Source organism: Achromobacter pulmonis, from assembly GCF_021733725.1.
In the GTDB taxonomy this organism is placed as follows: Bacteria; Pseudomonadota; Gammaproteobacteria; order Burkholderiales; family Burkholderiaceae_B; genus Achromobacter; species Achromobacter pulmonis.
The window spans coordinates 2,224,637-2,243,861 of record NZ_JAIFOT010000001.1 but is presented as its reverse complement, the minus strand read 5'-3'; the positions used below and the strand labels follow the sequence as shown (position 1 = coordinate 2,243,861).

Annotated in this window: 20 protein-coding genes; 8 read left to right on the top strand and 12 right to left on the bottom strand. The window is 68.2% G+C overall.

Features of this window, described 5'->3' with window-relative positions; all coding sequences use genetic code 11:
• Nucleotides 1-52: 52 nt before the first annotated feature.
• A complete protein-coding gene (locus K2W61_RS10370) occupies nt 53-523 on the bottom strand; it encodes a tRNA (cytidine(34)-2'-O)-methyltransferase (RefSeq protein WP_175132824.1) in 471 nt (156 codons plus the stop codon).
• A gap of 109 nt (nt 524-632) precedes the next feature.
• Nucleotides 633-1,193: a ComF family protein gene (locus tag K2W61_RS10365; RefSeq protein WP_419761599.1), complete on the bottom strand. Its 561-nt coding sequence runs from the start codon at nt 1,191-1,193 to the stop codon at nt 633-635.
• A 251-nt stretch (nt 1,194-1,444) separates the two neighbouring features.
• On the opposite strand from K2W61_RS10365, the gene K2W61_RS10360 reads away from it, so the two are divergent.
• Nucleotides 1,445-2,377, top strand: a complete 933-nt coding sequence (locus K2W61_RS10360; RefSeq protein WP_175132825.1) for a methyltransferase domain-containing protein — start codon at nt 1,445-1,447, stop codon at nt 2,375-2,377.
• Between the two features lie 63 nt (nt 2,378-2,440).
• Here the strand turns inward: K2W61_RS10360 and K2W61_RS10355 are convergent, their stop codons facing one another.
• The 7 genes from K2W61_RS10355 to rsmB all read right to left on the bottom strand — a co-directional run bounded on the left by K2W61_RS10355 (nt 2,441) and on the right by rsmB (nt 11,957).
• Nucleotides 2,441-3,685, bottom strand: a complete 1,245-nt coding sequence (locus K2W61_RS10355; RefSeq protein WP_175132826.1) for a YbdK family carboxylate-amine ligase — start codon at nt 3,683-3,685, stop codon at nt 2,441-2,443.
• A 387-nt stretch (nt 3,686-4,072) separates the two neighbouring features.
• Nucleotides 4,073-5,542 carry a TrkH family potassium uptake protein gene (locus K2W61_RS10350; protein ID WP_175132827.1) on the bottom strand — a complete coding sequence of 490 codons (1,470 nt, stop codon included), beginning with the start codon at nt 5,540-5,542 and terminating at the stop codon, nt 4,073-4,075.
• Between the two features lie 52 nt (nt 5,543-5,594).
• Entirely contained in the window at nt 5,595-6,974 is a 1,380-nt protein-coding gene (gene trkA / locus K2W61_RS10345) for a Trk system potassium transporter TrkA (RefSeq protein WP_175141286.1), read from the bottom strand.
• Nucleotides 6,971-7,660 carry a response regulator gene (locus K2W61_RS10340; RefSeq protein ID WP_175132828.1) on the bottom strand — a complete coding sequence of 230 codons (690 nt, stop codon included), beginning with the start codon at nt 7,658-7,660 and terminating at the stop codon, nt 6,971-6,973. Before K2W61_RS10340 ends, trkA begins: the two co-directional genes overlap by 4 nt.
• Before the next feature lie 11 nt (nt 7,661-7,671).
• Entirely contained in the window at nt 7,672-9,993 is a 2,322-nt protein-coding gene (locus tag K2W61_RS10335) for a sensor histidine kinase (RefSeq protein WP_175141287.1), read from the bottom strand.
• A complete protein-coding gene (locus K2W61_RS10330; RefSeq protein ID WP_175141288.1) occupies nt 9,990-10,580 on the bottom strand; it encodes a DUF4390 domain-containing protein in 591 nt (196 codons plus the stop codon). The genes K2W61_RS10335 and K2W61_RS10330 overlap by 4 nt, the downstream gene beginning before the upstream one ends.
• 39 nt (nt 10,581-10,619) lie before the next feature.
• Nucleotides 10,620-11,957 (bottom strand): 16S rRNA (cytosine(967)-C(5))-methyltransferase RsmB, encoded by a 1,338-nt coding sequence (gene rsmB, locus K2W61_RS10325; RefSeq protein ID WP_236755552.1) that lies wholly within the window; start codon nt 11,955-11,957, stop codon nt 10,620-10,622.
• Between the two features lie 129 nt (nt 11,958-12,086).
• Between rsmB and K2W61_RS10320 the strand changes: the two genes are divergently transcribed.
• Nucleotides 12,087-12,719 carry a LysE family translocator gene (locus K2W61_RS10320; RefSeq protein WP_175132832.1) on the top strand — a complete coding sequence of 211 codons (633 nt, stop codon included), beginning with the start codon at nt 12,087-12,089 and terminating at the stop codon, nt 12,717-12,719.
• 173 nt (nt 12,720-12,892) lie between these two features.
• Nucleotides 12,893-14,209 (top strand): 30S ribosomal protein S12 methylthiotransferase RimO, encoded by a 1,317-nt coding sequence (gene rimO, locus K2W61_RS10315; protein WP_175141290.1) that lies wholly within the window; start codon nt 12,893-12,895, stop codon nt 14,207-14,209.
• A 38-nt stretch (nt 14,210-14,247) separates the two neighbouring features.
• Here the strand turns inward: rimO and K2W61_RS10310 are convergent, their stop codons facing one another.
• Nucleotides 14,248-14,565 carry a DMT family transporter gene (locus K2W61_RS10310; RefSeq protein ID WP_175132839.1) on the bottom strand — a complete coding sequence of 106 codons (318 nt, stop codon included), beginning with the start codon at nt 14,563-14,565 and terminating at the stop codon, nt 14,248-14,250.
• Between the two features lie 95 nt (nt 14,566-14,660).
• Here K2W61_RS10310 and K2W61_RS10305 point away from each other — a divergent pair, with 95 nt between their 5' ends.
• Entirely contained in the window at nt 14,661-15,047 is a 387-nt protein-coding gene (locus K2W61_RS10305; protein ID WP_175132840.1) for a winged helix-turn-helix transcriptional regulator, read from the top strand.
• Between the two features lie 27 nt (nt 15,048-15,074).
• Here the strand turns inward: K2W61_RS10305 and K2W61_RS10300 are convergent, their stop codons facing one another.
• Nucleotides 15,075-15,662, bottom strand: coding sequence for a ferritin-like domain-containing protein (locus tag K2W61_RS10300; protein ID WP_419761642.1), 588 nt, complete (start codon nt 15,660-15,662; stop codon nt 15,075-15,077).
• 200 nt (nt 15,663-15,862) lie between these two features.
• Here K2W61_RS10300 and K2W61_RS10295 point away from each other — a divergent pair, with 200 nt between their 5' ends.
• From K2W61_RS10295 to K2W61_RS10280, 4 genes are read left to right on the top strand one after another with little or no spacing between them, the layout of a single operon-like run.
• Nucleotides 15,863-16,465, top strand: coding sequence for an LOG family protein (locus tag K2W61_RS10295; RefSeq protein ID WP_175132842.1), 603 nt, complete (start codon nt 15,863-15,865; stop codon nt 16,463-16,465).
• A 24-nt stretch (nt 16,466-16,489) separates the two neighbouring features.
• Nucleotides 16,490-17,050, top strand: a complete 561-nt coding sequence (locus K2W61_RS10290; protein WP_175141291.1) for a hypothetical protein — start codon at nt 16,490-16,492, stop codon at nt 17,048-17,050.
• A 20-nt stretch (nt 17,051-17,070) separates the two neighbouring features.
• Nucleotides 17,071-17,697: an HAD hydrolase-like protein gene (locus tag K2W61_RS10285; RefSeq protein ID WP_175132843.1), complete on the top strand. Its 627-nt coding sequence runs from the start codon at nt 17,071-17,073 to the stop codon at nt 17,695-17,697.
• A 24-nt stretch (nt 17,698-17,721) separates the two neighbouring features.
• Nucleotides 17,722-18,237 (top strand): class IV adenylate cyclase, encoded by a 516-nt coding sequence (locus K2W61_RS10280; protein WP_236755551.1) that lies wholly within the window; start codon nt 17,722-17,724, stop codon nt 18,235-18,237.
• Nucleotides 18,238-18,274: 37 nt separating this feature from the next.
• Here K2W61_RS10280 and fmt read toward each other — a convergent pair whose 3' ends face one another.
• Nucleotides 18,275-19,216 (bottom strand): methionyl-tRNA formyltransferase, encoded by a 942-nt coding sequence (fmt, locus tag K2W61_RS10275; protein ID WP_236755549.1) that lies wholly within the window; start codon nt 19,214-19,216, stop codon nt 18,275-18,277.
• Between the last annotated feature and the right edge of the window lie 9 nt (nt 19,217-19,225).

Sequence of the window (19,225 nt, the reverse complement as noted above, 5' to 3'; positions counted from 1 at the left end):
GCCTCGGCCGGCCCCGCGCCGCGCGGTCCGTCAAGCTGGCAGCGCCCGGGGCTTAGACGCCGCCTTCATACCCAAGCTGGCGCCAGGCCTCGAAGACCGTGACCGCCACGGCATTGGACAAATTCAAGCTGCGCTGCCCCGCGCGCATTGGCAGCCGCAGCCGCTGTTGGGGCGCGAACATCGCATGATGCTCGTCCGAAAGCCCGGCGCTCTCGCGTCCGAACACGAACACATCCCCCGCCTCGAAGCGCACATCTCCCACGCTGCGCTGCGCGTGCGTCGTCAGTGCATAGATATGCGATGGCGCCGCGCCCGTATCCGCCAGCGCCTGCGGCAGGGAATCGTGCACCCGCACCGGCTGCCACTCGTGGTAGTCCAGCCCCGCCCGCCGCATGCGCGCATCGTCCAGTTCGAACCCCAGCGGGCGCACCAGATGCAATTGCGCGCCGGTGTTGGCGCAAAGGCGGATCGCATTGCCCGTGTTGGGCGGAATCTCGGGGCAGACGAGGATGACGTGGAACATGGCGCGGGCTGCAAGACGTTGAAGGGCGGGCGGCCGGGAACGGCCGCGCAGCAGCGATTGTCGCCGATTTGGCCGGCCGGTCCGGCGCACGGGGAGCCGGCGCCATGGCTCACGCGGCAGGCGGCGTGCGCGCCGCCACCAGCACCGTCACGCTCGCCGCGCCCGCTGCCAGCAGGGCGCGCGCCGCGGCATCCGCCGTACTGGCCGTGGTCATGACATCATCGACCAGGCCGACATGGCGGCCCGACAGATCCGCGCGGCAATGGAATACCCCTTGCGCGCCCTGTTGCCGCGCCCGGCGTCCCAGGGTGGTCTGCCGGGGCGTTTCGCGCCGCCGCCGCAAGGCCCCGCGCAGCAGCGGCCAATCCAGGAGCGCCGCCAGGCTGCGGGCGATCTCGGCCGCCGGATTCAGGCCCCGCCGGCGCAACGAGGCGCGACTGGCCGGCACCGGCACCAGCAGCAGCCTGGCCTGCGGCAGCGGCTCGCTCCACACCGCATGCGCCAGCAGGCGCGCCAATACGGGCGCCGCGCTCAGCCGCAACTGGGTCTTGAGCTGACGGATCAGCGTATCGGCGGGTGCTTCGTAATCGAAGGCGGCGACAGTGCGCGCGAAGGCCGGCGGCCGTGCCAGGCAACTGGCGCAGTACGGGGCGTCCGGCGACAACCGCACGGCACACCGCGGGCAGCGCGGCTCTCGCGGCGCCTGCGACGCGGCGGCAAGATCGACCTCGCAGCCCTCGCACAACCTGGCCCCGCCGACGCGGGCGCCGCATAGCGGGCAATCGCAAGGGACACGGGCCAGCAGCCACCGCCCCATCGCCTGTAGGGACAATCGGCGCCCCCGGCCGGGATCGGCAATAATGTGGGTCATCCCCCATGAAATCATGTTCCGCCCGCGGCACCGGCCCGGGCGCGACCGAAATGTCCCTGCCCGCACCCGCCAGCCCCCCCTCGCTTCCGCTCGTCGCCGCCGACGTGCCCCGCCAATTCGCCCGGCGCGGCGATCTGGCGCAAGCCCAGTTCCTGTATGGCGAAGTCGCCCGCCGCATGCTTGGCCGGCTGCAGTACATCCGCCTGCAGCCGCAGGCCATGCTGGATGCCGGCTGTGGCGCCGGCGACAACCTGGCCCTGCTGCGCGAGCGCTATGCCGAAGCCGGTTATATCGGCCTGGACAACTGCGAAAGCCTGCTCGACATCGCGCGCAAGCGCCATGCGCCCGCCGGCCTTGGCGCCTGGATCGGCAAGCTGACGCGGCGCGGCGCGGCCAACCGCTACGTCAACGCCGACCTGGCCGCCACCGGCCTGGACCCCGAATCGCTGGAACTGGTGTGGTCCAACCTGGCCTTGCACTGGCACCGCGAGCCGCACGCCGTGCTGGCCGAATGGCGCCGCATCCTCAAGGTCGGCGGCCTGGCGATGTTCTCCTGTCTGGGGCCGGCCACGCTGCGCGAGCTGCGCCAGGCGCTCGACGATGCCGGCCTGCGCACCGCCACGCCGGCCTTCGTCGACATGCACGACTTCGGCGACCTGCTGGTGGAAAACGGCTTCGCCGATCCGGTCATGGATCAGGAAATCCTCACCCTGACCTATCGCACCCCGGAAAAACTGCTGCAGGACGTGCGCGCGCTGGGCGGCAACCCCGCGGCAGGCCGCCGGGGCGGCCTGGTGGGACGCGACTGGCGGGCCCGGCTGTGCGCGGCGCTGGAGGCCCAGCGCCGTCCCGATGGCGTCATCGCCCTGAGCATCGAAGTGGCCTATGGCCATGCCTGGCGCGCCGCCACGCATCGCGGCAGCGCCGGGGAAACCCGCCTGTCGGTCAGCGCCATCGGCGGCCGCCAGCGCGGCACGCCCTGAACAACCGCGCCCCGGCCGGCGGCCCGCCTGCGCGGAACGCCCGGCCGGGGCGCGGGGCCGCGATCAGTGCAGGCGTTCGGGCAACGCCGGCGTCACGCCCGGTTCCGCCGCCGACAAGGGCTGCATGGGCTCGGACGTGGCGCGGATACGCCGCCGCAGCACCGCGGTCGGCTCGGCCGGCGCGGCCACCTGGGGCGCTTCGCCGCGCCAGGCATGCGCCATCGATTCCACCACCAGCGGCAGGTCGCGCAGGCGATGGAACTGGTTGCGCAGCCAGCGCGCGTCGTTGCCGCTACGCATGGCGTCGTCGCGCAGCGTGGCGATCATGTCGCCCGTGCCGAGCTCCTCGGCCACCGGCATCAGGCGCTGGAACAGCGCGCGCAGGTGGTCCATCAGGCGCAGGCGCTGGCCATCCGGCGTGACATAGCTGCCCTGCAGGCCGAAGCGGCAGGCCTGGAAGTGGTTGCTGCGATAGGACAGCCAGGCCTTGTCGCTGGGATCGTCCTCGCGCATCAGCAGCACCGACAGCGCCTGGGCGAACGCGGCAATCTGGCACGCCCGCTCCACGGTCAGGGGGGTATCGCAGACGCGGATCTCGACCGTGCCGAATTCCGGCTTGGGGCGGATATCCCAGTACAGATCCTTGATGCTCTCGGCCAGGCCATAGGCGCGCAACTGCGCCAGGTGCGCCTCGAACTGGTACCAGTCCTTGACCTCGGCCGGCATGTGGCCGGCCAGCGGAAAGCTGTTGACCGCGTTCAGGCGCGAGCACGAGAACAGGGTATCGACTCCCTCGCAGTACGGCGAGGAGGCCGACAACGCGATGAAGTGCGGCACATAGGGCGACAGCCGGCGCAACAGTTTGATGGATTCGTCGCCGCTTCTCACGCCCAGGTGGATGTGCTGGCCGAACACCGTAAATTGACGCGCCAGGTATCCATACATTTCGGCGAGGTACTGGAAGCGCGGCGTATCCGAGATGGAGCGCTCCTGCCAGCGCATGAACGGGTGGGCGCCGCCGCCCGCCACCGAGACGCCGACGGCATCGGCCGCCTCGACCAGCGCGTCGCGCATCTCGCGCATCTCGGCCAGCAGGCCCATCGGGTGCTCGTGCACCGAGGAATTCAGTTCAATCATGGACCGCGTGATTTCCGGTTTGACGCGGTCGGCGATGGGGTGGTTGGCCATTTGGGCCAGCAGCTCGTCAGAGGCTGCGGTCAGGTCGAAACTGCGGGGGTCGATCAGTTGCAGCTCGAGTTCGATGCCCAGGGTGTTGGGGGCCGACGAAATGAACGGGATCTGTTCCATCTCGGACTCCTTTGGATATTTTGATGAGGGGGTGCGCCGTTCGACCTTGAAGCCCGGCAACTTCCCGGGGGGCGCTAGACGGCGGCTTGTGAACGCATAATAGCCGCATGTTTGTGGCAAAACGATTGAAAATCGTGACATTTGTGCGCAACATTCCGACGCAATCCGTTTTACCCGATGGCACAAGGTGAGCGAGCACTCACAACGCAGGAACGGCGCGGCCTGGCGGCCCGCGAAGGGCGCAAGAACAGGCTGGACAAGGCTTGCGACGAGGGACGGGAAAACCCTGATCCGGGTTTTCCCCAGGGCGGATGACCCGCTGCCGAAGGCGGCCCGCGCCGGGCGCCGCGGCCCCCGACACGGTGGCCGGCGGGCCGGCCCTGGCGCCTATTTGCGCCAGAAAGCGGGCGTGAACAGCACCAGCACCGTCAGCAATTCGAGACGGCCAATGAGCATGGCAAAGGTGCACACCCAGATCTGGAAGTCCGACAACACCGCGAAGTTGCCCATGGGGCCGACCGGCCCCAAACCGGGCCCGGTGTTGTTGATGCTGGCGAACACGGCGGAAAAAGCAGTAATGGGGTCCAGCCCCGACAACAGCAGCAGGCTGGTGAAGACCGCGATGGACAGCCCATAGATCAGCATGAACGCCAGCACCGAGGACATGGTCCGCGCCTCGACCGCGCGGCCGCCGATGCGCACCGGGCTGACCGCATGCGGATGCAACATTGTTACCAGCTCGTTGCGCGCCTGCTTGACCAGCAGAATGGCGCGGATCATCTTGATCCCGCCGCCCGTGGAGCCGGCCGACGTGGCGAACCCGGACAGCAGCAGCATGGTCAACGGCGCGAACAAGGGCCATTGGGCGAAGTCGGTGTTCGCGTAACCGGTGGTGGTGCCCATGGAGATGGTGTTGAACATGCCATACCGCAACGCCTGCAGCGGGTCCGGGTACACGCCCTTGACGTACAGGAAGCCCGAAATCACCAGCCCCACGCCCACCACGATCACCAGATAGGGAATGGCCTGCGGGCATTGCAGGTAGGCGCGCACGCTGCGCAGGCGCAGCGCATTGAAATGGGTCGCGAAGTTGATGCCGGCGATCAGCATGAACACCATGGCCACCATTTCGACCGCCACCGAATCGAAGTGCGCGAAGCCGTCGTCCCAGGTCGAAAAGCCGCCCAGGCCCATGGTGGTGGCCATGTGGCACCATGCCTCGAACCACGACAGGCCGACCGCGCGGTACGCCAGGAAGCACAGGATCGAAAACGCGAAATACACCGCGTAGAGCGCCTTGGCGGTACTGGCGATGCGCGGCGTCAGGCGTTCGTCCTTCATGGGGCCGGGCGTCTCGGCCCGCACCACCTGGTGGCCGCCCACGCCCAGCAGCGGCAGAATGGCCACTGCCAGCACCAGGATGCCCATGCCGCCGACCCACACCAGGGTGGCGCGCCACAGGTTGATCGAGGGGGGCAGCGCGTCCAGGTTGGCCAGCACGGTGGCGCCCGTGGTCGTCAGCCCCGACATCGCTTCGAAGTAGGCCGCGGTGAACGACAGCGGCAGGCCGGCGCGGTGGAAGTAGATCAGCAGGGGAATCGCCGCCAGCAGGGGCAGGCCGGCCCACACCGCCGACACCAGCACGAAACCGTCGCGCGCGCGCAATTCGCTGCGGGCACGCCGGGTCAGCGCCGCCAGGGCAACGCCTATGCCGATGGACAGCAGGAAGCCGTGCAGGAACGCGCCGCGCGCGGCGTCGGCCCCGACATAGGCCACCCCCAGCGGGATCAGCATGGTGAGGGCGAACATCACCATGGTCAGGCCCAGGATGTGCAGGGTCGCCAGGACGCGCCTCATGCGGCCTCCCCGGCCGCCGCCGGTCCGTCGGGATGCGGGAAGCGCGGGCTCATCAGAAGAACGACGCCGACACTTGGAACAGTTTTTCCACGCGCGGCATCTGCTTGCGCGAGGGCACGAAGACGATGACGTGGTCGTCGGTCTCGATCACGGTATCGGCATCCGGCAGGATGATCTCGTCCTCGCGCACCAGCGCGCCGATGCTGGCGCCCTTGGGCAGGCTGATCTCGCCCACCTTGCGGCCCACCACCTTGGAAGTGGAGCGATCGCCATGGGCGATGGCCTCCAGGGCCTCGGCCACGCCCTGGCGCAGCCGGTGCACCGCCGCCACGTCGCCGCGCCGCACGTGGCGCAGCAGTTCGCTCATGGTGGCCTGCGACGGCGACACCGCGATGTCGATATGGCTGCCCTGCATCAGTTCGCCATAGGCCTGGCGATTGATCAGCGCGATCACCTTGCGCGCGCCCAGCCGCTTGGCCAGCAGCGACGACATGATGTTGTCCTCGTCGTCGCTGGTCAGGGCCAGCCAGGTGTCCATGTCTTCGATGTTCTCGCGTTCCAGCAGGGCCTCGTCGGTGCCGCTGCCGTGCAGCACCAGCACGCTGTCGGGCAATTGCGTGGCCAGGTACTCGCAGCGCTTGAGGTCGCGCTCGATGATGCGCACGCTGTAGTTTTCCTCGGCCAGCGCGCGCGCCAGCCGCAGGCCGATGTTGCCGCCGCCGGCGATCATCACGCGGCGCACGGCCTTTTCGGCTTCGCGCAACTGCCGCACGGCGCGGCGCGCGTGGCGCGTGTCCACCACCAGCACCGCCTCGTCGCCCGGCGCGAGCACGGTGCCGGCCCCGGCCCGCAGCGGCCGGCCGCCACGCAGCACGTCGATCACGCGGGCGGTGACGTCGGGCCAGACCTCGCGCAGCTTGTCGACGGGATGGTGCGCCATGGGGCTGCCATGCCCCACCCGCACGGTCACCACGCTGACCCTGCCCTCGGCGAATTCGACCACCTGCAGCGCCTCTGGGAATTCGATCAGGCTCTGCAGGTAGGTGGTGACGCTGCGCTCGGGACTGATGATGGCGTCGATGCAGAAGCCTTCTTCGCTCATCAGTTCCGGGTATTCGGAGAACTCGCCCGAGCGGATGCGCGCGATGCGGCGCGGGATGTTGAACAGCTGGCGGGCGATCTTGCAGGCCACCATGTTGGCGGCGTCGGACGCGGCGCAGGCTATCAGCAGGTCGGTGTCGGCCGCGCCGGCGCCTTCCAGCACCGACACCTGCGAACCGTCGCCATGGACGACGCGCAGGTCGAAGTGTTCTTGCAGGTATTGGAGCTGGGAGGGATCGGAATCGATCACCGTGATGTCGTTCTGCTCGGACACCAGGTTTTCAGCCACGCTGGTGCCGACACGACCAGCGCCGATGATCAGGATCTTCATGCGCCTCGCTTGCGCGCGGACTCGATGCCCAATTGCTTGAGCTTGCGATAGAGATGGGTGCGCTCGAGGCCGGTGCGTTCGGATACCCGGGTCATGCTATGGCTTTCGCGGACCAGGTGATATTCGAAATAGATGCGCTCGAACTCGTCACGCGCCTCACGCAGCGGCTGGTCCAGCGAGATGCTGCCCAACTGGCCATTGGCGGTGACGGGGATCTCGTTGACGGGCGCGGCCGACAGCGTCGGCGGGTCGAGCTCGTCTTCGAGCGCCACGGCGGCGCTGGCCGTCGCCGGCGCCGCCACGGGCACCGGATGCGGCACCCGGCCGCGGGCCAGGCCGGCGGCCACGGTCTTGAGCAGGCGTTGCAGCGTGATCGGCTTTTCGAGGAAATCCATGGCGCCGATGCGGGTGGCCTCGACCGCCGTGTCGATGGTGGCGTGGCCGCTCATCATGATGACGGGCATGTCCAGCAGCCCCTGCGAGCCCCATTCCTTGAGCAGGCTGACGCCATCCGTGTCCGGCATCCAGATGTCCAGCAGCACCAGATCGGGACGCATGCGAAGGCGCGCGGCGCGCGCCTGCGCCGCGTTTTCGGCCAATTCGACCGTGTGTCCTTCGTCGTAAAGGATTTCCGACAAAAGCTCGCGAATACCGACTTCGTCGTCAACCACCAGAATTCTGGCCATAAAGCATCCACCTATTGCGTAGCCGCATTATCCTTTTCTTGCGCGGTCGCGTCCATAGTATCGGCCCCGGGCGCAAGCCGGGTCAACAAGATGGAAATCCGCGCGCCTCCTTCCTTGCGATTGGCAAGGTCGATCCGACCGCCGTGCTCTTCCACTATCTTGCGCACGATTGCCAATCCTAACCCAGTCCCGTGGGACTTGGTGGTGACGTAGGGCTCGAAGGCGCGCTGCATGACCTGCGGCGGGAAGCCCGGGCCCGTATCGGCAACCGTGAAACGCAGGGCCTGCTGGTCGGCGCGGTCGGGCTGCTCGCTGCGCATCAGCTGGGTCGTGACACTGACCCGGCCCTTGCCGCCCTGCTCGGCGATCGCATCGCGGGCATTGGACAACAGGTTGTGGATCACCTGCCGCAACTGGGTCGGGTCGCCTTCGATGGCCGGCAGCCCCGCGCCCAGATTGACGTCCAGGTTCAGCGCCTGGCCGGGCGCCGATCGCACCGAGGTGCCGCCATCCGGCTCCCACCCATACAGCGACAGCACGTCGGCCACCAGCGCGTTGAAGTCGATGCGCTGCATCACCGCGGGCGGCGTGCGGGCGTATTCGCGGAAATCGTCCACCATCTGCTTGAGCGAGGCCACCTGGTTGACGATGGTGTTGGTGGAACGCTCGACGATCTGCGCCTCGGCCGGCGGCAGCTTGCCTTCCAGCTTCATCGCCAGGCGCTCGGCGGACAGCTGGATCGGCGTCAGCGGGTTCTTGATTTCATGGGCCAGGCGGCGCGCCACCTCGCCCCAGGCTACCGTGCGGTTGGCCGAAATGACTTCGGTGATGTCGTCGAACACCACCAGGTAGCCGTTGCCGCGGCCGTCCACCCGCAGGTGGGTGCCGCGCGCCAGCAGCGTGAGCGCCTGCGGTCCGTTGGGCGTGTCGCCCTGCTTGGGCGCGATCTCGAACTGCTGCTGCCAGTGCTGGCGCTCGGAGCCCACCGCCGCGTGGGTGGAAAACGCCTGCCGCACGATGTTGGCGAATTCGAGCATGCCGTCCACGGTCTCCAGCGGCCGCCCGATCACCGAGCGCAGGTCGGCCTGCAGGATGGTCTGCGCGCCCTGGTTGACGGTGGTGACGCGGAACGCCTCGTCAAACACCAGCACCCCGGAGGACAGGTTCGACAGCACGCTCTCCAGATAGACGTTGGAGCGTTCGAGTTGCTGGCGATTGCTCTCGACCATGCGGCGGGCCTCGTCGAGCTGGCGCGTCATGGCATTGAAGGAGCGGGTCAGCTGGCCGACTTCGTCGCGCTCCGGCGGCTCGGGCAGCGGCCGGTAGTCGCCCACGCCCACGGCCTGGGTGCCGCCGGCCAGGCTGAGCAGCGGCCGCACCAGCCGCTTGGACAACGACAACGCCACGGCGATGGCGCCGAACGCGGCCAGCAGCAGCGCCAGCGTCAGCGTGATGCCATAGAGCTTGCGCAGGCCCAGCCGCGACAGCGCCAGCTCCTGGTAGTCGCGAAAGCCCTGCTGCACCAGGTTGGCGTTGTGCGCGATCTGCTCCGGCACCGGCTGCAGCAGTTGCAGCCAGCGCGGCTCGGAAGCCGCGCCCAGCAGGTTGTCATAGCGGTCCGGGCCGGTCAGCGGGATCACCACGCGCAGATGCAACCCGCCGTCCATCCCGGGCTTGACCGGATCGTCGGCCTCGGCCGCCGAGTAGCCGCGCGACAGCCGCAGCTGGTTCATCACGGTGGACGGCGGCATGGCCGGCAGCAACTGGCCGTACTGGCTGGTGGAAAACGCCACCATGCGGCCGCTGCCGGTGAAGACCATGGCTTCCTGCACGCCGTTGGCCTCGCGCAGGCGGGTCAGCGCCAGCGTTACGCCGGTATCGGAGTTGCGGTTCAGCTCCGCGGCCATCGAGCGCGCCCGCGCGTCCAGGTCGGCCAGTTGCGAATCGAGCGCGGCCCGGCCCAGGTTCAGGCCGGCCTCCAGCGCGCTGTCGACCCGCACGTTGAACCAGGATTCGATCGAGCGCGACATGAACTGCACCGAGACGATGTAGATCAAGGCGCCAGGCACCACGCCGATCAGGGCGAACGCCAGCGAGAACCTGGCGGTGAGCCGGGCGCCGAATTGCCGGCGGCGGATCTGCCGCGCCAGCCGCACCGTCAGCGCCACCACCCAGACGAACAGCGCCAGGGCGAAGATGCCGTTGAGAATCAGCAATATGTCGTAGTAGCGCGCAAAGCGCGAGGCATTGCCGGTGGACCACGCCAGCAAGCCCAGCAACGCCAGGCCGCTCACGGCGCCAACCATCAAGGCCAGCCGAAGCAACAGCCTCATGAGGGGTCTTTCTCCTTGTCACCCAGCGTGAACGAGAAATCGGTCCAGGGAGTGCCCTGGATCCACGAGCTGCTGTTCAGGGCGTTGACCTGGAATGGGCGCGGCAGCAACGACGTATCCAGCCGCAGCCGGAACTGGCCGCCATACACCACGCCCTCGTCGAAATCATCGGCATCCGCCACCTGCCAGTTGCGGACATGGCGGATGACGCTCATGGCGTCGTCCAGTGACGCCACCGGGAACGTCAACTCGCCGACGCCGGCGCGCCACTGGCGGGTCAGCGCGTTGTAGATCACCCGCCAGGTGCGGGAAGTGTCCACCAGCGACTTGTCGAACCACCACCAGCGTTCGCGCGTGATGGTCAGGTCGGCGGTGAAATACAGCGGCACGCCGCGTTGGGCGGCATCGCGCAATTGCTGATTCAGTTCGAATTCGATGTCGGCGTCGATTTCAAGCTTGTCGCCACGCACGACGGGTTCGACACGCACCACCTTCGGTTCGGACCCGTGTGCCTGACCGGCCGGCGCCAAAGACAGCGCGGCGGATGCGAACAATAACCCCAGAAATAAGCGTGAAATGATGGACATACGACACCGAAACCCTGTCTTGCCCCTATTCTTGGCGATTCAGGACTGCTTGGCAAACAAGGCGTAGAAAAAGCCGTCGTGCTGTGCCGCGGGTGTTGCATCGACCGCAACTGGCAGCAGTTGGCCCGGCGCTTCCAGCCGCGTGGCGTCGGGATGGCGCTGCAGGAACTCAAGCGCCTGGCGCGTGCCTTCGATCGGGAATACCGAGCAGGTGACATACAGCAGGCGGCCGCCCGGCGCCACGGTGCGCCAGAGCGCATCCAGGATGCGGGCCTGCACCGTCGCGGTGCGGCGCAGGTCGTTCTCGCGGCGCAGCCAGCGGATGTCGGGGTGGCGCCGCACGATGCCCGAGGCGGTGCACGGCACGTCCGCCAGCACCGCGTCGAACGGTTGGCCGTCCCACCAGGCGTCCAGGTCGGCGGCGTCGGCGGCGCGCAGGCGCACCCGCTCGCCGGCCAGGCCGAGCCGGTCCAGGTTCTGGCCGACGCGGGCCAGGCGGTCGGCGTCGGCATCCAGCGCCAGCAGGTCGATGTCGGCCAATTCCAGCAGGTGGGCGGTCTTGCCGCCGGGCGCGGCGCAGGCGTCCAGCACCCGCATGCCGTCCTGGGGCGCCAGCAGCTCGGCGGCCAACTGGGCGCCGGCGTCCTGCACCGACCACCAGCCCTCGGCAAAGCCCGGCAACTGGGTCACCGGACGCGGCGTGGCCAGCACCAGGCCGGACGCGCCCACCGCTTCGGCCGCCAGGCCGGCGTCCTGGAACGCCGCCAGCACCTGCTCGCGGCTGGCGCGGCGGCGATTGACGCGCAGCGTCAGCGGCGCCGGCAAATTGGCCGCCCGCAGGACGTCCTGCCATTGCTGCGGATAGGCCACGCGCAAGAGCTTGACCCACCAGCCGGGGTGGTTCCATTCGGCCTCGGGGCTGTCGGCCACCGCGGCGTCAAGGGCCGCCCGCTCGCGCAGGAAGCGACGCAGGCAGGCATTGAGCAGACCCTTGAACGCCGCCAGGCTGCGGTGCTTGGCCGTCGCCGTGACGGCCTGGTCCACCACCGTGTGCGGGGCGTATACCGGCATGCCCGGCAACGCCGCGGCGGCCTCGCCCTCGGCCTTGAGCAGAGTCAGCGACACCAGCAGCAGCGATTCGAACAGCACATTCGGATAACGCTGCACCAGCTCGCGCCCGACGGCATCGGCCCAACCCAGGTAGCGCATGGCGTGAAACGATACGGCCTGCGTGGCGGGACGCAGCCCGCCGTCGACGTCGGCCAGCGCCTCGGTCAGCGAGCGGCCGTCCAGGACGTCCTGCACCACCTGCGCGCTGGAAAGCAGGATGGCGGACAGCGGCGGGGCCAGATGAGGGGGGTCGGAACGCGTGGACATGGCAGCAAATAAGAGGATAAGACCGCTATGGTAGCCCGGCGCGGCCCGCCGGCCCTGGCGCCACCCGCGTCCGACGCTGGACGAACCGGACCGGGCGCGTCACACTGGCCGCTTGCCACGGAGCCCGCCATGTCCACCACTACGCTGCTGTTGTTCATCCTGGCCTCGGCCGTCGCCATCGTGACGCCCGGCCCCACCGTGCTGCTCGCCATGAGCAATGGCTCGCGCCATGGCGTGCGCGCCGCCTGCTGGGGCATGGGCGGCGCGGTGCTGGCCGACTTCATCCTGGTGGGCGCGGTGGCCTCCGGCCTGGGCGTGGTGCTGGCCGCTTCCGAGGTGGCCTTCCATGTCATCAAGTGGGCGGGCGCCGCCTATCTGGCCTACCTGGGCTGGAAGATGCTGCGCTCGAACGCCGCGCTGGTGCTACCGGCCGCCGACCCCGGCGCCGCCCGGCCGAAGGGCCTCAAGCTGTGCCTGCGCAGCTTCGTGGTGGCGCTGACCAACCCGAAATTGCTGCTGTTCATGTCCGCCTTCCTGCCCCAGTTCATCAACACCCAGGCGCCCCTGCTGCCGCAATACGCCACCGCGGCCGCCGTGCTGGCGCTGATGAACATCGCCACCATGCTGGCCTACGCCACCCTGGGGGCGCAACTGGTGCGAGCCTTTCGCGGCTCGGGCCTGCGCTGGCTGAACCGGGCCTGCGGTTCGGTCATGATCGGACTGGCCGGCACCCTGGCGCTGTACCGCCGCAGCGGCCCCTGAGCGCACGGCCTGCGCGCCGGACGGCACGCCGGACGGCACGGGAAGTATTGGGGACACACAACGTCCGGCGGTTTGCCCCGGCGACCCGCTAAAATAACGGCCCCCCGCCCTGCCGCGCTAAAATTGCGCAGTATTTGATCATTGGCGCCGGCTCGCGCCCACCGAGGTATTCCATGTCTTCCCCCAAAGTCGGCTTTGTCAGCCTGGGCTGTCCCAAAGCCCTGGTCGACTCCGAACGCATCCTGACCCAACTGCGCACCGAAGGGTATCAAGTCACGCCCGAGTACAACGACGCCGACGTCGTGGTGGTGAACACCTGTGGTTTCATCGACAGCGCCAAGGCCGAGTCGCTGGAAGCCATCGGCGAGGCGCTGGCCGAGAATGGCAAGGTCATCGTCACCGGCTGCATGGGCGTCGAGGAATCGGTGATCCGCAACGTGCACCCCAGCGTGCTGGCCGTGACCGGCCCGCAGCAGTACGAGGAAGTGGTGCGCGCCGTGCACAATGCCGCCCCGCCCAAGAAGGACCACAACCCCTACCTGGACCTGGTGCCGCCGCAGGGCATCAAGCTGACCCCGCGCCACTACGCCTACCTGAAGATCTCGGAAGGCTGCAATCATCGCTGCAGCTTCTGCATCATCCCGTCGATGCGCGGCGACCTGGTCAGCCGCCCGGTGGGCGACGTGCTGAGCGAGGCCGAACGCCTGGTCAAGGCCGGCGTCAAGGAACTGCTGGTGATCTCGCAGGACACCAGCGCCTACGGCGTGGACGTCAAGTACCGCAGCGGCTTCTGGAACGGCCGCCCGGTGCGCACCCGCATGACCGAGCTCTGTACGGCCTTGTCCGAAATGGGCGTCTGGACGCGCCTGCACTACGTCTACCCGTACCCGCACGTGGACGAAGTGATTCCGCTGATGGCCGAGGGCAAGATCCTGCCCTACCTGGACATCCCGTTCCAGCATGCCAGCCCGCGCATCCTCAAGGCCATGAAGCGCCCGGCGTTCGAGGACAAGACGCTGGCGCGCATCAAGAAATGGCGCGAGATCTGCCCTGACCTGACCATCCGCTCGACCTTCATCGTCGGCTTCCCCGGCGAGACCGAGGAAGACTTCCAGTACCTGCTGGACTGGATGCAGGAAGCCCAGCTCGACCGCGTCGGCTGCTTCCAGTATTCGCCGGTGGAAGGCGCGCCCGCCAACCTGCTCGACAACCCGGTGCCGGACGAGGTCAAGCAGGAACGCTGGGAACGCTTCATGGAAATGCAGCAGTCGATTTCGACCGCCCGCCTGGCGCGGAAAGTCGGCCGCGACATCGACGTGCTGATCGACGAAGTGGATGAAGACGGCGCCGTCGGCCGCAGCAGCGGCGATGCGCCGGAAATCGACGGCTGCGTCTACGTCAGCTCGGAGCGCCCGCTCAAGGCCGGCGACCTGGTGCGCGCCCGCGTCACCGACGCCGACGAATACGACCTCTGGGCCGAAACGGTCTGAGCGTCATGCAGGCCGGCGGCGCCCGCCGCCGGCTGCCCTCACGCTTCCAGCAATTTCAAACCGGCCACGCCGCCCACGATCAGCGCGATGCACGCCAGCCGCGCGACCGACGGCGAATCGCCGAACAGCACGATCCCCAGCACCGCGATGCCCACCGAACCGATGCCGGTCCACACCGCGTAGGCGGTGCCGGCGGGCAGGTGCCGCATCGCCAGCGTCAGCAGGAAGATGCTGCCCAGGGCCGCGGCGATGCCGATGATGCTGGGCCAGAACCGCGTCCAGCCGTCGGCGTACTTCAACGCCAGCGCCATCACGATTTCCACCGCGCTCGCGGCCAGCAGGATCCACCAGGCCATCGTGGCCTCCCTTCGATATTGGAATGCGGCCAGCTTAGGGCCTATAGTTACCAAGGCACAAGTACGCACCTTTTGGTAACTATGAAAGGCTCACCATGGCTGTCTCTTCCGCTTCCCCGGCCGACGTCTTCGACGCCGCCTGCCCGTCGCGCCGCGCGCTCGAAGTGATCTCCGGCAAATGGGTGCCGCTGGTGCTGCCGGCGTTGGCCCAGGGGCCGCTGCGCAACAACGAACTGCTGCGCAGGCTCGACGGCATCTCGCAGAAAATGATGACGCAGACGCTGCGCGACCTGGAGCGCCACGGGCTGGTGCGGCGCGAGGACCTGCGCACGGTGCCGCCGCACGTGCGCTATCACCTGACGGAATTGGGGAGATCGCTGAATGTGGCGCTGGAGGCCCTGGATCGCTGGGCGGAACGGCACCACGGGCAACTGGATGCGGCGGCGCGCCGCCATGATGCGGCCGCCGCGCGCCGGACCTGAGCGCGGCCGGCCGGGGTTGTCAGGGCCTCAATGCTTGGCCAGGAAATCCGACATATCGTCGGCGTGCTCTTCCTCGACCGCCAGGATCTCCTCGAGCAGGCGGCGCGTGGTGGAATCCTGTTCGCCGATGTAGTCGATCATCTGCCGGTAGCTGTCGATGGCGATGCGCTCGGCGATCAGGTTTTCCTTGATCATCTCTTCGAGCGTGGCGCCTTCGATGTACTCGGAGTGGCTGCGGTCCAGCAGGCCCTTGGGCGACAGGTTGGGTTCGCCGCCGAGTTGCACGATGCGCTCGGCCAGCTTGTCGGCGTGGTCCTGCTCCTGGGTGGCGTGCTCGGCGAATTCCGCCGCCACCGGCTCGGCGTTCAGGCCGCGGGCCATGAAGAAGTGGCGCTTGTAGCGCAGCACACAGACGATCTCGGTGGCCAACGCCTCGTTCAGCAGCTTGAGCACGGTCTGACGGTCGGCGCGATAGGTATCGGTGACGGCACCGGATTCGATGTCCTGGCGCGCCTTGGCGCGGATCGCCTTCACATCCATGTCGAAGGGGCGGCTCGCCTGTTCGCGGTTACGGGTCGTGTTTTCCATATCGTTAGCTCCTTGTGGGTTGGCAATACGACGCTGGACTTCCAGTCGTTCCGAACAACCCAGTCTACCGGCCATGCGAAAAGATGCTGTGTCCAAACATTGCCCACGGCCCCGGATCGGGCTTTCAGGCGAAACGCCAAACCCCGCACGGCGCTTCTCGTAAACTATCGGCTTCCCGAAAGGCCCGTGACGCAATCTGTAACGGGCTCGGCAATGAATAACGTCATATGACCCTGAAGAACATCTGCGTCTATTGCGGCTCCAATCCCGGTGCGCGCCCCGAATACCTCGAACAGGCCCGCGTGCTGGCGCGCGAACTGGTCAAGCGCGGCCTCGGCCTGGTCTACGGCGGCTCGGTCGTCGGCATCATGGGCGTGATCGCCAACGAGGTGCTGGCCGGCGGCGGCCGCGTGATCGGCGTGATCCCGGAACTGCTGCAGAAGAAGGAACAGGCCCATCGCGGCCTGACCGAACTGCACCTGGTGCAGAACATGCACGAGCGCAAGGCCATGATGATGGAAAAAGCCGACGGCTTCATCGCGCTGCCTGGCGGCGCCGGCACGCTGGAAGAGTTCTTCGAGGTCTGGACCTGGGCCCAGCTCGGCATGCACAGCAAGCCCTGCGGCCTGCTCAACATCGCCGGCTATTACGACGCGCTGATGCAGTTCGTCGATCACGCGGTCGAGGAAGCCTTCATGCGCCCCCAGCACCGCGACATGCTGGTGGTGGAAAGCGATCCGGCCACGCTGCTGGACCGCTACGCCATCTACGAGCCGCCCAACGTCTCCAAGTGGTTCGAGCCGGTCAAGCCCGAGCACCGCGCCCCTTAACCCACTTCCAAGGAAAGCTCCGCAATGTCCTCCGGTTCGTCGTCTCCCGCCAGCACCGAGTCCGTATTGCGCGATTACTTCCACGCCAAGGACGAAAACCGCCCGCACTACATGGCGCGTGCTTTCGCGCCGGAAGCGGTGCTGAAGATGGCGCTGCGTACGCAGGCCATCGCGTTCCCGCCCGAGTCCCACGGCCTGGCCGCGATCACCGACACGCTGGTGCGCAAGTTCGGCCAGACCTACGACAACGTCTACACCTTCTACCTGGCGCGGCCCGCGTCCGATGCGCATCTGTCCGATTATTCCTGTGACTGGATTGTCGGCATGACCGAGAAGGCCACGGGCAACGTGCGGGTGGGCTGTGGCCGCTATGACTGGACCTTCCAGCCCGACCCCTACCGCGCCACGCACCTGACCATCACCATCGAGACCATGGTGACGCTGCCGGCTAGCGACACCGACGCCGTCTTCGGCTGGCTGCTGGGGCTGGATTATCCCTGGACCAACGCGCGGCGCGTCGTCGCCGGCGCCCCGCCGCTTGAAGACCTGGCGCCCGTGGTGCAGTATCTGCTTCACCCCATGTAGCCCGGCATCGGATTGTTTACTTGAAATACGACCTCGCAGCCTTCGATTTCGACGGAACCTTGGCGGACACCATGCCCTGGTTCAATTCCATCCTGAACACCGTTGCCGACAAATACGGTTTTCGCAAGATCGACGCCGCCGAGCGCGAGCAATTGCGCCACCGCGACGCCACCGAAATCCTGAAATTCCTGGGCATCCCGCTGTGGAAGCTGCCCGCCATCCTGGCGCACGCGCGCACGCTGATGCAGGAGATCGATCCCGGCGTCCATATGTTCGACGGCATTCCGCAGGCGCTGGCGCGCATGAAGGCGGACGGCCTGCGCCTGGCCGTGGTCAGCTCCAATTCGCTCGAAAACGTGCAGCGGGTGCTCGGACCGGAAACCGCCGCGCTGTTCGACGACTATGAATGCGGCACCGACCTGTTCGGCAAGGCCGCCAAGATTGAACGCCTGCTGCAACGCCATGGCACGCCCGCGGCGCGCTTCCTGCTGATCGGCGACGAAATACGCGACATCGACGCGGCCCGCAAGGCCGGCGTGCAGGTGGGCTCGGTGGCCTGGGGCTACAACCACGTGGACGCGCTGCGCGAGCGCGCCCCCGACGAATTGATCATGCAGGTCGCCGACCTGCCCGCCGTGCTGGCCTGAGCGGCCGCCCTCCGAGGAAACAGAATGGCGCGCAATGTCGAGATCAAGGCCCGGGTCGCCAGCCTGGCCGCCCTCGAACCGCTGGCGGCGGCGCTATCGGGCGCCGCGCCCGTGGGCATCGCCCAGGACGACACCTTCTTCGCCTGCGCCAACGGCCGCCTCAAGCTGCGCGACTTCGGCGACGGCACGGGCGAACTGATCTTCTACCGCCGCGCCGACGATACCGGACCCAAGGAAAGCTTCTACGTCATCTCGCCGACAGCGGCGCCCGACACCCTGCGCGAAACGCTGGCGCTGGCCCACGGCGTGATCGGCCGCGTGCGCAAGCAGCGCCTGCTGTTCATGGCCGGGCGCACCCGCATCCACCTGGACCGGGTCGAAGGGCTGGGGGAATTCCTGGAACTGGAGGTCGTGCTGCGCGACGGCGCAAGCGTCGAGGCCGGCATGGCCGAGGCTCACGAACTGCTCGCCAGCCTGCAGGTCGCGCCGGACCAGTTGTTGGCGGGCGCCTACCTGGACCTGCTGGCCGGGCGTCCCTGACAAAGGGCGGCCCGCCACGACGCGGCCGTGTACGGCGTCAGGCCGGCTGCCAGCCGCGCACGAATACGTCCACCGGCTGGCGCTTGCCGCCGGCCTTCTGCAGCTCCAGCAAGCGCAGCACGCCCTCGCCGGTCGCGATGTCGATGCCTTCGGCATCCGCGCGCAGCACGCTGCCCGGCGCCGCGGTGGCAGGCTGCGGCAAGGCCTGCGCGCGCCACACCTTCACGGGATCGGCCAAACCGGGCAGGCGAATGCTGGCGCCCGGCACCGGATTGAAGGCGCGCACGCGGCGCGACAGCAATTCGGCCGGCTGGCTGCAATCGAGCGCGGCCTCGGCCTTGTCCAGCTTGGCGGCATAGGTCACGCCTTCCTCGGGCTGCGGAGTGGGCGTCAGGCCGCCCTGGGCCAGCGCGGCCAGGGCCGCCACGATCGCCTCGCCGCCGGCCTGCGCCAGCGCGTCGTGCAATTGCGCGGCATTGGCGTCGGCGCCGATCGGCACGATGCGTTCGAGCAGCATGTCGCCGGTATCCAGGCCCGCATCCATCTGCATGATGGTGACCCCGCTGCGGTCATCACCCGCCTCGATGGCGCGCTGGATCGGCGCCGCGCCGCGCCAGCGCGGCAGCAGGCTGGCGTGGATGTTCAGGCAGCCCAGGCGCGGCAGGTCGAGCACCCACTGCGGCAGGATCAGGCCATAGGCGGCGACCACCATCACATCGGGCGCCACGCGTTCGAGCAAGGCGCGCGCCTCGGCAGCTTCATCGGGATAACGGCCATCCAGCCGCAGGCTGCGCGGCTGGGCCACCTCGATGCCGGCGTCCAGCGCCGCCTGCTTGACGGGGCTGGGCGTCAGCTTGAGCCCGCGCCCGGCCGGACGGTCGGGCTGGGTCATGACCAGGGGAATATCGTGCCCCGCCGCCCGCAGGGCGTCGAAGGCGATACGGGCGAATTCCGGCGTGCCGGCAAAAACGAGGCGCATGGGGATCGG